Source organism: Pseudomonas sp. 22082, from assembly GCF_052046055.1.
In the GTDB taxonomy this organism is placed as follows: domain Bacteria; phylum Pseudomonadota; class Gammaproteobacteria; order Pseudomonadales; family Pseudomonadaceae; genus Aquipseudomonas; species Aquipseudomonas pharyngis.
Genome location: NZ_JBQEQB010000006.1, coordinates 110,052 through 123,358, shown reverse-complemented (window position 1 = coordinate 123,358; position 13,307 = coordinate 110,052). Strand labels below are relative to the sequence as shown.

Genomic DNA, 13,307 nt, shown 5'->3' with positions numbered 1-13,307 from the left:
CTTCCAAAATGATCAGCCTCAGGCTTTTTTGCCAACGCCGAAAGTAGCGAAACGGTCTGCGAACTTCTGCACGCGGCCGCCGGTGTCCAGAGTCTTCTGCTTACCGGTGTAGAACGGGTGGCATTCGTTGCAAACGTCGATCGCCAGGGCTTTGCCGAAGGTCGAACGAGTTTCGAACTTGTTACCGCACGAGCAGGTAACAGCGATTTCTGGGTAATTCGGGTGGATATCGGCTTTCATGGTGTATTCCTCAGCTGGCGTGCCGCCATCCAACACGATTGTTGAATACCGCACGTAATTAGGCCGCGGATTCTACCAGACAATCCCGATCACGCAAGCTGTCACTGAGACCGACCGTCTGCTAGGCTCCCGGCCCAAACATCATCCCCGCTGCTTGTTAGCTTCTTATCGAGATCCCGCGTGCCCGACGCCATTCTGCGCCTCGCCCTGCCATCGCCCCTGCGCCGCCTGTTCGACTATCGGGCCCCGGCCGGCGTGCTGCGTTCGCAGTTGCAACCGGGCATGCGCCTGCGAGTGCCGTTCGGCCGACGGGAGATGATCGGGATTCTGGTGGAGGTCACCGACACCAGCGAAGTGCCGGTGGAAAAGCTCAAACCGGCGCTGGCCCTGCTCGACGCCACCGCTCCGCTACCGCCGGCGCTGTTCAAGCTATGCCTGTGGACGGCTCAGTATTATCAGCACAGCCTCGGCGACACTCTGAGCTGGGCGTTGCCAGTGCTGCTGCGTCAGGGCGAACTGGCCGAAGCCCGTCAGGAACGGTTCTGGTCGGCGGCTCCCGGCGCCAGCCTCGACGACCCGCGCATCGCCCGCGCCCCGCGCCAGCGTGAAGCCCTGGCGACTTTAGCCCAGCACCCCCACGGCGTCGCCCATCAGTTGCTGAGCAAACTGATGCTGAGCAAGGACAGCCTCGACCTGTTGCTGGCCAAGGATCTGGTGCAGGTCGAAGTGCGCCGTCACGCCCCCGGCGCGCGCCATGAACACTGGCTGGCCCAGCCCGAACTGCCGCTCAACAGCGAACAGCGCGCCGCGTATGAGGCAATTCGCGCCGGGTTCGACAGTTATCATGCGTTCTTGCTGGCCGGGGTCACCGGCAGCGGCAAGACCGAAGTCTATTTGCAGTTGATCCGCGAAACCCTCGAGGCCGGCAAACAGGCGCTGGTGCTGATCCCGGAGATCAACCTCGGCCCGCAGACCCTGGCCCGCTTCGAACAACGCTTCAACGCCCGCATCGCCCTACTGCACTCGGCAGTCAACGACCGCGATCGCCTCGACGCCTGGCTCGCCGCCCGTGACGGCGAGGCCGACATTATTATCGGCACCCGCTCGGCGCTGTTCACCCCGATGAAGAATCCGGGGCTGATCATCATCGATGAAGAACACGACGGCTCCTATAAACAGCAGGAAGGCCTGCGCTACCACGCGCGGCATCTGGCGCTGGTGCGGGCGCGGCAGGAAAACATCCCGATCGTGCTCGGCTCCGCGACCCCATCCCTGGAAAGCCTGCACAACGCCTACACCGGTCGCTACGGACTCCTGCGACTGAACGAGCGGGCCGGTGGCGCCAAGCAGCCACGTTTCCTGCGCCTGGATGTGAAAAGCCGTCCACTGGACAGCGGCATTTCCGGGCCGATGCAGCAAGCCATCGGCCAGACCCTCGCCGCCGGCCAGCAGGTATTGGTGTTCCTCAACCGCCGGGGGTTTGCCCCGACGCTGCTGTGCCATGACTGCGGCTGGATGTCCGAGTGCCAGCGCTGCGATGCGCGGATGACCGTGCACCAGCGTTACGGCGAACTGCGCTGCCACCACTGCGGTTACGTCGAGCGCGTGCCGCGCCAATGCCCGAAGTGCAACAAGGTCGATCTCCGGCCTGTGGGCGCCGGCACCGAGCGGGCCGAAGAACGACTGGCGATTCTGTTCCCGGACTATCCGGTGTTGCGCGTCGACCGTGACAGCACGTCACGCAAGGATGCGATGAATCAGTTGTTCGCCACGATCCAGAAAGGCCAGCCGTGCATTCTGGTCGGCACCCAGATGTTGGCCAAGGGGCACCACTTCCCTCGGGTGACGCTGGTGTCGATCCTTGATGCCGACGGCGGCCTGTTCTCCGGCGACTTCCGCGCCAGCGAGCGCATGGCGCAACTTATCGTGCAGGTCGCCGGGCGCGCCGGGCGTGCAGAAGAGCCAGGCAAGGTGATCATCCAGACCCACCTCGCCGACCATCCTTTATTGGTGCAACTGACCGAGCAGGGTTACTTCGCCTTCGCCGAGCAGGCCCTGAGCGAACGCCGCGCAGCCGGCCTGCCGCCGTTCGCCCATCTCGCCCTGCTGCGCGCCGAAGCGCACAAGCCGGGGCAGGCCGAAGGCTTTCTTGATGAAGCCTGCAGCGAGGCCGAGCGTTTGCTGGCCGAACAGAATCTGACCGGCATTGAACTGCTGGGGCCGGTGCCGGCGCCGATGGAACGCCGGGCCGGGCGCTTCCGCGCGCAGCTGCTGTTGCAGGCCACGGCCCGGGCGCCGCTGCACCGATTGCTGGCGAGCTGGCTGCTGGTGCTAGAACAGATGCCAAGCGGCCGGGCGGTGCGCTGGTCGCTGGATGTCGACCCGGTGGATCTGTACTGACCGGGCAAAACCGGCCGAATTGTCACCACACATCCACATCCTGCCTGCTAAGGTTGGCAAGCCCGTCTTCGCAACGGATAATGCCCAGTTTTTCCACCCGCGCATCGATGCGCCGCCGCGCTTGCGGTCGAAAGAGAAGACCATGAAAGACACCATTCGCCAGCTGATCCAACAAGCCCTCACCCAACTCGTCAACGAAGGTGTGTTGCCTGAAGGCCTGACGCCGGCGATCCAGGTGGAAAACGCCCGGGACAAGACCCACGGCGACTTTGCCAGCAACATCGCCATGATGCTGGCCAAGCCTGCGGGCATGAAGCCGCGCGATCTGGCGGAAAAAATCATCGCCGCCCTGCCGGCTGACGAAAACGTCACCAAGGCCGAAATCGCCGGCCCCGGTTTCATCAACTTCTTCCAGAACACTCAAGCGCTGGCCTCGCGCCTCGACGCCGCCCTGGCCGACGATCACATTGGCGTGCGCAAGGCCGGCCCGGCGCAACGCACCGTGGTCGATCTGTCGGCGCCGAACCTGGCCAAAGAGATGCACGTCGGCCACCTGCGCTCGACCATCATTGGCGACGGTGTGGCCCGAGTCCTCGAATTCCTCGGCGACGATGTCATCCGCCAGAACCATGTGGGTGACTGGGGCACCCAGTTCGGCATGCTGATGGCGTACCTGCAGGAAAACCCGATCACCAGCGACGAGCTGTCGGACCTGGAAAACTTCTACCGCGCCGCCAAGCAACGCTTCGACGAATCCCCGGAATTCGCCGACCGCGCCCGTGGTCTGGTGGTCAAGTTGCAGGCCGGCGACGCTGAATGTCTGGCGCTGTGGACCAAGTTCAAGGACATCTCGCTGTCGCACTGCCAGAAGATCTATGAACTGCTCAACGTCAAACTGACCATGGCCGACGTGATGGGCGAAAGCGCCTACAACGACGACCTGATCAACGTGGTCAACGACCTGAAAGCCGCCGGCATGCTGGTCGAAAGCAACGGCGCCCAGTGCGTGTTCCTCGACGAATTCAAGAACGCCGAAGGCGAGCCGCTGCCGGTGATCATCGTCAAGGCTGACGGCGGCTACCTGTACGCCACCACCGACCTGGCGGCCGTGCGCTATCGCAGCGGCAAACTGAAGGCCGACCGCGCGTTGTACTTCGTCGACCAGCGTCAGGCCCTGCACTTCCAGCAAGTGTTTGCCGTGGCACGCAAGGCCGGTTTCGTGACCCATCCGATGGAAATGGAGCACATGGGCTTCGGCACCATGAACGGCGCCGACGGCCGTCCGTTCAAGACCCGTGACGGCGGCACCGTGAAGCTGATCGACCTGCTGACCGAAGCGCAGGAACGTGCCTACAGCCTGGTGAAGGAAAAGAACCCGACACTGGCCGAAGACGAACTGCGCGCCATCGCCAAAGTAGTCGGCATCGGCGCGGTGAAATACGCCGACCTGTCGAAACACCGCACCAGCGACTACAGCTTCAACTTCGACCTGATGCTCAACTTCGAAGGCAACACCGCGCCGTACCTGCTGTACGCCTACACCCGCGTGGCCGGCGTGTTCCGCAAACTGGGCAAGGATTTCAGCGAAGTCGACGGCCAGATCGTCCTCGAAGCGGCGCACGAGCAGGAACTGGCAGCCAAACTGGCGCAGTTCGGTGAAGTGCTGAACAACGTTGCGGAAAAGGGCACGCCACACACTCTCTGCACCTACCTGTACGACGTGGCCGGTCTGTTCTCCAGCTTCTACGAGAACTGCCCGATCCTCGCCGCCGACACCCCGGCACAAATGCAAAGCCGTCTGCGCCTTGCCGCGCTGACCGGCCGTACCCTCAAGCAAGGCCTGGAACTGCTCGGCCTGGAAACCCTGGAGCGCATGTAAGTTGGCTGCCAAGAAAAAACCTGCACCCAAGCGTGGCGCCAGCCGTTACCAAGCTCCAGCGAAGCAGCCGATTCCGGGCTGGCTGTGGATGGCCATCGGCCTGACGGTCGGCGCGTTCATCGTGTTCCTGATGAAACTGGAGCCGGGCAAGGGCAGCGACACGGTCAAGCGCGAGAAGGTCGAGCAACAGCAGCAACAGAAAGCCTCCAAGATCGCCGAGGCCAACAAGACCCCACCGAGCCCGACGCAACCGGTGAAGCCGAAGTACGACTTCTACACCCTGCTGCCGGAATCGGAAGTGATCGTGCCGCCTGATGCCGTGCCGGAGAAAACCCTGCCGACGCCACAGGTGCCGGCAATCCCGACCACGCCGGTGACCCCGGCCGAAGCGGCGAAGATCGACACCGCACGGGCGCAGGCTGCGCTGGCCGGAATCACCCCGCCGCCAGCGCCACCGGTGACCAAGGCTGCACCGGTGACCAAGTTCTTCCTGCAGGCCGGCTCGTTCCGCAAAGAGACGGATGCCGACAAGGTCCGCGCGCAGATCATTCTGCTCGGCCAGGCAGTCGCGGTTGAATCCGGGACGGTCAAGGACGAAACCTGGTATCGCGTACTGGTCGGCCCGTTCAGCAACCGCGAACAACTGACCACCGCCCAGAAACAACTGGCGGGCGCGGGCTTCAGCAACCTGCTGTTACAACAACGCCAGAGCCGCTGATCCTCCTCACCGGTCGTTCCCACGCTCTGCGTGGGAATGCAGCCCGGGACGCTCCGCGTCCCTTGCCGCGGGGACGCGGAGCATCCATTGAGGCATTCCCACGCGGAGCGTGGGAACGATCATGTCGTTCTGCGTGGGAACGATCATGCACAAATCACCGCTCGTCCCCTCTCCCGCCCCGCAGTTGAAATCCTCTCCACCACCCCCATATGAATGGGCATAAGGCATTTTCGCCCCGCAGTGTGGAGACTCTTCCCTTGACCACCATCGTTTCAGTCCGCCGCCACGGCAAAGTCGTCATGGGCGGCGACGGCCAGGTTTCTCTCGGCAACACCGTGATGAAAGGCAACGCGAAGAAAGTTCGTCGCCTGTACCACGGCGAAGTCATCGCCGGTTTCGCCGGTGCCACCGCCGACGCCTTTACCCTGTTCGAACGTTTCGAAGGCCAGCTTGAAAAACACCAGGGTCACCTGGTTCGCGCCGCCGTCGAACTCGCCAAAGAATGGCGCACCGACCGCTCCCTGAGCCGCCTCGAAGCGATGCTTGCGGTCGCCAACAAGGACGCATCCTTGATCATCACCGGCAACGGTGACGTGGTCGAACCCGAAGACGGCCTGATCGCCATGGGTTCCGGTGGCGCCTATGCGCAAGCCGCCGCCAGCGCCCTGCTGAAGAAGACCGACCTGTCGGCCCGCGAAATCGTCGAGACCGCTCTCGGCATCGCCGGCGACATCTGTGTATTCACCAACCACACCCAGACCATTGAGGAGCAGGATCTCGCTGAATAAGCCTGACGCGGCCCCAGTGCCACGGCTTGTTTCTGCTTGAGGACCGTCAATTATTATGTCCATGACTCCCCGCGAAATCGTCCACGAACTCAACCGCCACATCATCGGCCAGGACGATGCCAAGCGCGCTGTCGCGATTGCCCTGCGCAACCGCTGGCGCCGCATGCAGCTGCCTGAAGAGCTGCGCGTTGAAGTGACCCCGAAGAACATTCTGATGATCGGCCCGACCGGCGTCGGTAAAACCGAGATCGCCCGTCGCCTGGCCAAACTGGCCAACGCGCCGTTCATCAAGGTCGAAGCGACCAAGTTCACCGAAGTCGGCTACGTCGGCCGTGACGTCGAGTCGATCATCCGTGATCTGGCCGACGCCGCGATCAAGATGCTGCGCGAGCAGGAAATGACCCGCGTTCGCCACCGCGCCGAAGACGCCGCCGAGGACCGTATCCTCGACGCCCTGCTGCCGCCGGCACGCATGGGCTTCAGCAACGAAGAAGCGCCGACCCAGGATTCCAACACTCGCCAACTGTTCCGCAAGCGCCTGCGCGAAGGTCAGCTGGACGACAAGGAAATCGAGATCGAAGTCGCCGAGATGGCCGGCATCGAAATCGCCACGCCTCCGGGCATGGAAGAAATGACCAACCAGTTGCAGAACCTGTTCGCCAACATGGGCAAGGGCAAGAAGAGGGCCCGCAAGCTCAAGGTCAAGGAAGCGCTGAAACTGGTACGCGACGAAGAAGCCGGTCGCCTGGTCAACGAAGAAGAGTTGAAGGCCAAGGCCCTGGAAGCCGTCGAGCAGCACGGCATCGTGTTCATCGATGAGATCGACAAGGTCGCCAAGCGCGGCAATGTCGGCGGCGCTGATGTGTCCCGCGAAGGCGTGCAACGTGACCTGCTGCCGCTGATCGAAGGCTGCACCGTCAACACCAAGCTGGGCATGGTCAAGACCGACCACATCCTGTTCATCGCCTCCGGTGCGTTCCACCTGAGCAAGCCGAGCGATCTGGTGCCGGAGCTGCAAGGCCGTCTGCCGATCCGTGTGGAACTCAAGGCCCTGAGCCCGCAGGACTTCGAACGCATCCTCAGCGAACCGCACGCCTCGCTCACCGAGCAGTACTGCGCACTGCTGAAAACCGAGGGCCTGAACATCCAGTTCCAGCCGGAAGGCATCAAGCGTCTGGCGGAGATCGCCTGGCAGGTCAACGAGAAGACCGAGAACATCGGTGCCCGTCGCCTGCACACGCTGCTCGAGCGTCTGCTGGAAGAGGTGTCGTTCAGTGCCGGCGATCTGGCCAGCGCCCACGACGACAAGGCGATCGAGATCGACGCCGAGTACGTCAACAGCCACCTGGGCGAATTGGCGCAGAACGAAGACCTGTCCCGTTATATCCTGTAAGCCATACTTACAGTGGTCGTGAAACTGTGGGAGCCATCGGCTCCCACAATTTTTTCCACCTGACGGAACGCCGGCGATGACCCAACTCCCCACCGACATCAAACTGCACAAAGCCTCGAAAACCCTGTCGCTTAAATACGCGTCCGGCGAGGAATACACCCTGCCCGCCGAATTCCTGCGCGTGCACTCCCCCTCCGCCGAGGTCCAGGGCCACGGCAAACCGATCCTGCAATTCGGCAAGCTGCACGTCGGCCTGACCAAGGTAGAACCGGCCGGTCAGTACGCACTGAAACTGACCTTCGACGACGGTCACGACAGCGGCCTGTTCACCTGGGATTACCTGTACGAGCTGGGGCGACGTCATGACGCACTCTGGGCGGATTATCTGGCCGAGCTCAAAGCCGCCGGCAAAACCCGCGACCCGGACCAGTCCGTCGTCAAGCTGATGCTCTAGTCCGCGGCTCGGACTGTTTAGAGGGCATTTTCTAGATTCATCTGTTTGAATGCTCCGCTAAAGCGGCCCGGGATCGGCTGCTTGCGAAAAAAATCATTCTCGGGTAACCAATGGAACTGGCAAGTTCCCTGCAATGCTCTACGACTGTAAAGCAGCTATGCAGAATCAACGGTCACCCGAGCAGTAGTACCTGGCATTGGCTGTGGAACTGCACAGCAGAAAACCGGGTACTCGTCTCAGGACAATGGAGCGTCGTAGATGAGTAACAAGAATAACGATGATTTGAAGTACCAGGCCTCGGAGAACACCCTGGGGCTGAATCCTGTCGTTGGGCTACGCGGAAAGGATCTGCTGGCCTCTGCTCGAATGGTGCTGACCCAGGCCATCAAACAACCGATCCATAGTGTCAAACACGTCACCCAGTTCGGCCTCGAACTGAAGAACGTGCTGTTCGGCAAATCCGATCTGCAACCGGCTGGCGATGACCGTCGCTTCGTCGATCCGGCGTGGAGTCAGAACCCGCTGTACAAACGTTATCTGCAAACCTACCTGGCATGGCGCAAGGAACTCCATGCCTGGATCGACGACAGCAGCCTCTCGCCCAAGGACATCGCGCGCGGCCACTTCGTGATCAACCTGATGACCGAGGCCATGGCGCCGACCAACACGGCGGCCAACCCGGCGGCGGTCAAACGCTTCTTCGAGACCGGTGGCAAGAGCCTGCTCGACGGCCTCTCGCACCTGGCCAAGGATCTGGTGCACAACGGCGGCATGCCGAGCCAGGTCAACATGGGCGCGTTCGAGGTCGGCAAGAGCCTGGGCGTGACCGAAGGCGCGGTGGTGTTTCGCAACGACGTGCTGGAGCTGATCCAGTACAAGCCGATCACCGAGCAAGTGCACGAGCGCCCGCTGCTGGTGGTGCCGCCGCAGATCAACAAGTTCTATGTATTCGACCTGAGCCCGGACAAGAGCCTGGCGCGTTTTTGCCTGCGCAACAATGTGCAGACCTTCATCGTCAGCTGGCGCAACCCGACCAAGGAACAGCGCGAGTGGGGACTCTCGACCTACATCGAAGCCCTGAAGGAAGCGGTCGACGTGGTCACTGCGATCACCGGCAGCAAGGACGTCAACATGCTCGGCGCCTGCTCCGGCGGCATCACCTGCACCGCCCTGCTCGGCCACTACGCGGCGATCGGCGAGAACAAGGTCAACGCCCTGACCCTGCTGGTCAGCGTGCTCGATACAACGCTGGACAGCGACGTCGCCCTGTTCGTCGACGAGCAGACACTGGAGACCGCCAAGCGCCATTCGTATCAGGCCGGCGTGCTCGAAGGCAAAGACATGGCCAAGGTCTTCGCCTGGATGCGCCCGAATGACCTGATCTGGAACTACTGGGTCAACAACTACCTGCTCGGCAACGAACCGCCGGTGTTCGACATCCTGTTCTGGAACAACGATACGACTCGACTGCCGGCCGCGTTCCACGGCGACCTGATCGAGATGTTCAAAAACAACCCACTGATCCGCCCCAATGCACTGGAAGTGTGCGGCACGCCGATCGACCTCAAGCAGGTGACCGCCGACATCTTCTCGCTGGCCGGCACCAACGACCACATCACTCCGTGGAAGTCCTGCTACAAGTCGGCGCAGCTGTTCGGTGGCAAGGTCGAATTCGTGCTGTCCAGCAGCGGGCATATCCAGAGCATCCTGAACCCGCCGGGCAACCCGAAGTCGCGCTACATGACCAGCGACGAAATGACCGCCAATGCCGATGACTGGCAGGAAAATTCGACCAAGCACGCCGACTCCTGGTGGCTGTACTGGCAGGCGTGGCAGGCCGCGCGGTCGGGCGAGCTGAAAAAGGCGCCGACCAAGCTGGGCAACAAAGCGTATCCGGCAGGCGAAGCTTCACCGGGCACTTACGTTCACGAGCGGTAACCGACACACCTCATTCCCCCTGTGGGAGCGGGCTTGCTCGCGAAAGCGGTTGATCAGCCAACATCAATGGCGACTGACACGACGCCTTCGCGAGCAAGCCCGCTCCCACAAAGGGTACGAGGTGACATTGAGATTGACCCACAGGGCCTTGAAGCATGCCGCACCCGTTCATCTTTCGAACCGTCGAGCTGGATGGCCAGACCATCCGCACGGCGGTCCGCCCCGGCAAGCCTCACTTGACGCCCTTGCTGATATTCAACGGCATCGGCGCCAACCTGGAGCTGGTGTTTCCTTTTGTCGCGGCGCTGGATCCGGACCTGGAAGTGATCGCCTTCGACGTGCCCGGTGTCGGTGGTTCCTCGACGCCGAGCCGTCCGTATCGCTTTCCCGGGCTGGCGAAGCTCACCGCGCGGATGCTCGATTACCTCGACTACGGACAGGTCAACGTGATCGGCGTGTCCTGGGGTGGCGCGCTGGCGCAGCAGTTCGCCTACGACTATCCCGAGCGCTGCAAGAAGCTGGTGCTGGCGGCGACCGCCGCCGGTGCGGTGATGGTGCCGGGCAAGCCGAAGGTGCTGTGGATGATGGCCAGCCCACGGCGCTACATCCAGCCGTCCCATGTGATCCGCATCGCCCCGATGATCTACGGCGGCTCGTTCCGCCGCGACCCGACACTCGCCGCCAGCCATGCGGCCAAGGTGCGTTCGGCGGGCAAACTCGGCTACTACTGGCAACTGTTCGCGGGCCTGGGCTGGACCAGCATTCACTGGCTGCACAAGATCCATCAGCCGACGCTGGTGCTGGCCGGTGATGACGATCCGCTGATCCCGCTGATCAACATGCGCATGCTCGCCTGGCGAATCCCCAACGCGCAGCTGCACATCATCGACGACGGGCATCTGTTCCTGATTACCCGGGCCGAGGCGGTGGCGCCGATCATCATGAAATTCCTCCAGGAGGAACGTCAGCGTGCGGTGATGCATCCGCACCCGACACCGCTGGGCGGATAACCGTCCTGGCACGGATTTCTGGACAGCGTCTTGCAACGTGTCCGCACAGGTGCGTGGCAGGAAGCCACGCAGGCAACAACCCGCAACAGCGTCTATGGTGTTCTGGTTCGGTGTGTTTGTTTTTGGCCTGAAGACGAAGGAGTGTTGAGTCATGCGTGACAAACCAGCGACGGGCGTCGTGCCCAGCCCCGCCGTGTTCATCAATGCACAGAGTGCCATGACCGGTCTGCGCGGCCGGGACCTGATCTCGACCTTGCGCAGCGTCGCGGCCCACGGCCTGCGCAATCCGATCCACAGTGCAAAACACGCCTTGAAGCTGGGGGGCGCGCTCGGACGCGTGCTGCTCGGCGAAACTCTGCACCCGACCAATCCGCAGGACAGCCGCTTCGCCGATCCGGCGTGGAGCCTGAACCCGTTCTATCGGCGCAGCCTGCAGGCTTATCTGGCCTGGCAGAAACAGGTCAAGAGCTGGATCGACGAGAGCAGCATGAGCGACGATGACCGCGCCCGCGCACACTTCGCCTTCACCCTGCTCAACGACGCCGTGGCGCCTTCCAACACACTGCTTAATCCGCTGGCTGTGAAGGAGCTGTTCAACTCCGGCGGCCATAGTCTGGTGCGCGGTCTCAGCCATCTGATCGACGACCTGCTGCACAACGACGGCCTGCCACGCCAGGTCACCAAACAGGCTTTCGAAGTCGGCAAGACCGTCGCCACCACCACAGGGTCAGTGGTGTTTCGCAACGAAATGCTCGAGCTGATCCAGTACCGGCCGATGAGCGAAAAACAGTATTCGAAACCGCTGCTGGTGGTGCCGCCGCAAATCAACAAGTACTACATTTTCGACCTCAGCCCGAGCAACAGCTTCGTCCAGTTCGCCCTGAAGAACGGCTTGCAGACCTTCATGATCAGCTGGCGCAACCCGGATGTGCGGCATCGCGAATGGGGCCTGTCGACCTACGTCGAAGCCGTGGAAGAAGCGATGAACATCTGCCGGGCGATCACCGGCGCCCGTGAGGTCAACCTGATGGGCGCCTGCGCCGGCGGGCTGACCATCGCCGCGCTGCAAGGGCATCTGCAGGCCAAGCGGCAGTTGCGGCGGGTCTCCAGCGCCACCTATCTGGTGAGCCTGCTCGACAGTGAAATGAACACCCCGGCCACCCTGTTCGCCGATGAGCAAACGCTCGAAGCGGCCAAGCGGCGCTCCTATCAGAAAGGCGTGCTGGACGGTCGCGACATGGCCAAGGTGTTCGCCTGGATGCGCCCCAACGATTTGATCTGGAGTTATTTCGTCAACAACTACCTGCTGGGCAAGGAGCCGCCGGCGTTCGACATCCTCTACTGGAACAACGACAGCACCCGCCTGCCCGCCGCGTTTCACGGCGACATTCTGGACTTCTTCAAGCACAACCCGTTGACCCATCCGGGGGGCCTGGAAGTGTGCGGCACGCCGATCGATCTGCAGAAGGTCACGGTCGACAGCTTCAGCGTAGCCGGCATGAACGACCACATCACGCCGTGGGACGCGGTGTATCGCTCGACACTGTTGCTGGGCGGCGAGCGGCGCTTCGTGCTGTCCAACAGCGGCCACGTGCAGAGCATCCTCAACCCGCCGGGCAACCCGAAAGCCCATTACGTCGAGAACGGAAAGCTCAGCGGCGATCCGCGCGCCTGGTACTACGACGCCAAGAAAGTCGACGGCAGTTGGTGGCCACAATGGCTGGAGTGGGTGCAGCAGCGCTCCGGCACCCTGCACGAAACCCAGATGACCCTCGGCAACGCCAATTATCCACCGATGGAAGCGGCACCCGGCACCTATGTGCGTGTGCGCTGACTGACTCAAGCCCTTTTAAGAAGACTGGATGAAAACAAGCGAACGGATCCTCGAATGTGCCCTGCAGTTGTTCAATGAAAAGGGCGAGCCGAACGTCTCCACCATGGAGGTTGCCAATGAAATGGGGATCAGCCCCGGCAACCTTTACTACCACTTCCACGGCAAGGAACCGCTGATTCTCGGACTGTTCGAGCGCTTCCAGAACGACCTCGCCCCGCTGCTCGACCCGCCCGCCGATGTCGAACTGGCGCCGGAGGATTACTGGCTGTTCCTGCACCTGATCGTCGAACGGCTGGCGCAGTACCGCTTCCTGTTCCAGGACCTGTCGAACCTGGCCGGCCGCCTGCCGAAACTGGCCAAGGGTATTCGCCAGTTTCTCAACGTGCTCAAGCGCACGCTGGCGTCATTGCTGGCGCGGTTGAAGGCGTCGGGGCAGTTGGTCAGCGACACCCAGGCGCTGGGGCAACTGGTGGAGCAGATCACCATGACGCTGCTGTTCTCGCTGGACTATCAACGGATTCTTGATCGCGAAGGAGAAGTGCGGCTGGTGGTGTACCAGATCATGATGCTGGTGGCGCCGCATCTGTTGCCGCCGGTGAAGGTGGCGACGGAGAGGATGGCTTTGCAGTACCTCGAAGATCACGAGTAATCCG

The 13,307-nt window shown here is 62.3% G+C and carries 11 protein-coding genes; 10 read left to right on the top strand and 1 reads right to left on the bottom strand.

The annotated features are described in order from the left end of the window. Window positions 1-18: 18 nt before the first annotated feature. Entirely contained in the window at window positions 19-240 is a 222-nt protein-coding gene (gene rpmE, locus ACTJK9_RS09335) for a 50S ribosomal protein L31 (RefSeq protein ID WP_064585593.1), read from the bottom strand. A 180-nt stretch (window positions 241-420) separates the two neighbouring features. On the opposite strand from rpmE, the gene ACTJK9_RS09330 reads away from it, so the two are divergent. The 10 genes from ACTJK9_RS09330 to ACTJK9_RS09285 all read left to right on the top strand — a co-directional run bounded on the left by ACTJK9_RS09330 (window position 421) and on the right by ACTJK9_RS09285 (window position 13,303). Next, the gene (locus ACTJK9_RS09330) at window positions 421-2,640 is read left to right on the top strand and encodes a primosomal protein N' (RefSeq protein WP_440813472.1); all 2,220 of its coding nucleotides are present in this window, start codon (window positions 421-423) and stop codon (window positions 2,638-2,640) included. A 142-nt stretch (window positions 2,641-2,782) separates the two neighbouring features. Then, window positions 2,783-4,519 carry an arginine--tRNA ligase gene (argS, locus tag ACTJK9_RS09325; RefSeq protein WP_085611138.1) on the top strand — a complete coding sequence of 579 codons (1,737 nt, stop codon included), beginning with the start codon at window positions 2,783-2,785 and terminating at the stop codon, window positions 4,517-4,519. A 1-nt stretch (window position 4,520) separates the two neighbouring features. Continuing rightward, window positions 4,521-5,237, top strand: a complete 717-nt coding sequence (locus ACTJK9_RS09320; protein ID WP_039772438.1) for an SPOR domain-containing protein — start codon at window positions 4,521-4,523, stop codon at window positions 5,235-5,237. A 257-nt stretch (window positions 5,238-5,494) separates the two neighbouring features. Then, on the top strand, window positions 5,495-6,025 hold the full coding sequence (gene hslV / locus ACTJK9_RS09315) for an ATP-dependent protease subunit HslV (protein ID WP_003196958.1): 531 nt from the start codon (window positions 5,495-5,497) through the stop codon (window positions 6,023-6,025). Window positions 6,026-6,080: 55 nt separating this feature from the next. Beyond that, window positions 6,081-7,418, top strand: coding sequence for an ATP-dependent protease ATPase subunit HslU (gene hslU, locus ACTJK9_RS09310; protein ID WP_440813467.1), 1,338 nt, complete (start codon window positions 6,081-6,083; stop codon window positions 7,416-7,418). Window positions 7,419-7,494: 76 nt separating this feature from the next. Beyond that, the gene (locus ACTJK9_RS09305; protein WP_011332068.1) at window positions 7,495-7,872 is read left to right on the top strand and encodes a gamma-butyrobetaine hydroxylase-like domain-containing protein; all 378 of its coding nucleotides are present in this window, start codon (window positions 7,495-7,497) and stop codon (window positions 7,870-7,872) included. A gap of 258 nt (window positions 7,873-8,130) precedes the next feature. Next, window positions 8,131-9,810 (top strand): class II poly(R)-hydroxyalkanoic acid synthase, encoded by a 1,680-nt coding sequence (phaC, locus tag ACTJK9_RS09300; protein WP_039772445.1) that lies wholly within the window; start codon window positions 8,131-8,133, stop codon window positions 9,808-9,810. Between the two features lie 155 nt (window positions 9,811-9,965). Beyond that, entirely contained in the window at window positions 9,966-10,820 is an 855-nt protein-coding gene (phaZ, locus tag ACTJK9_RS09295) for a poly(3-hydroxyalkanoate) depolymerase (protein ID WP_007952412.1), read from the top strand. A gap of 151 nt (window positions 10,821-10,971) precedes the next feature. Next, on the top strand, window positions 10,972-12,654 hold the full coding sequence (gene phaC, locus ACTJK9_RS09290) for a class II poly(R)-hydroxyalkanoic acid synthase (protein ID WP_064592889.1): 1,683 nt from the start codon (window positions 10,972-10,974) through the stop codon (window positions 12,652-12,654). Between the two features lie 28 nt (window positions 12,655-12,682). After that, entirely contained in the window at window positions 12,683-13,303 is a 621-nt protein-coding gene (locus ACTJK9_RS09285) for a TetR/AcrR family transcriptional regulator (protein WP_007952414.1), read from the top strand. Window positions 13,304-13,307 lie beyond the last annotated feature (4 nt).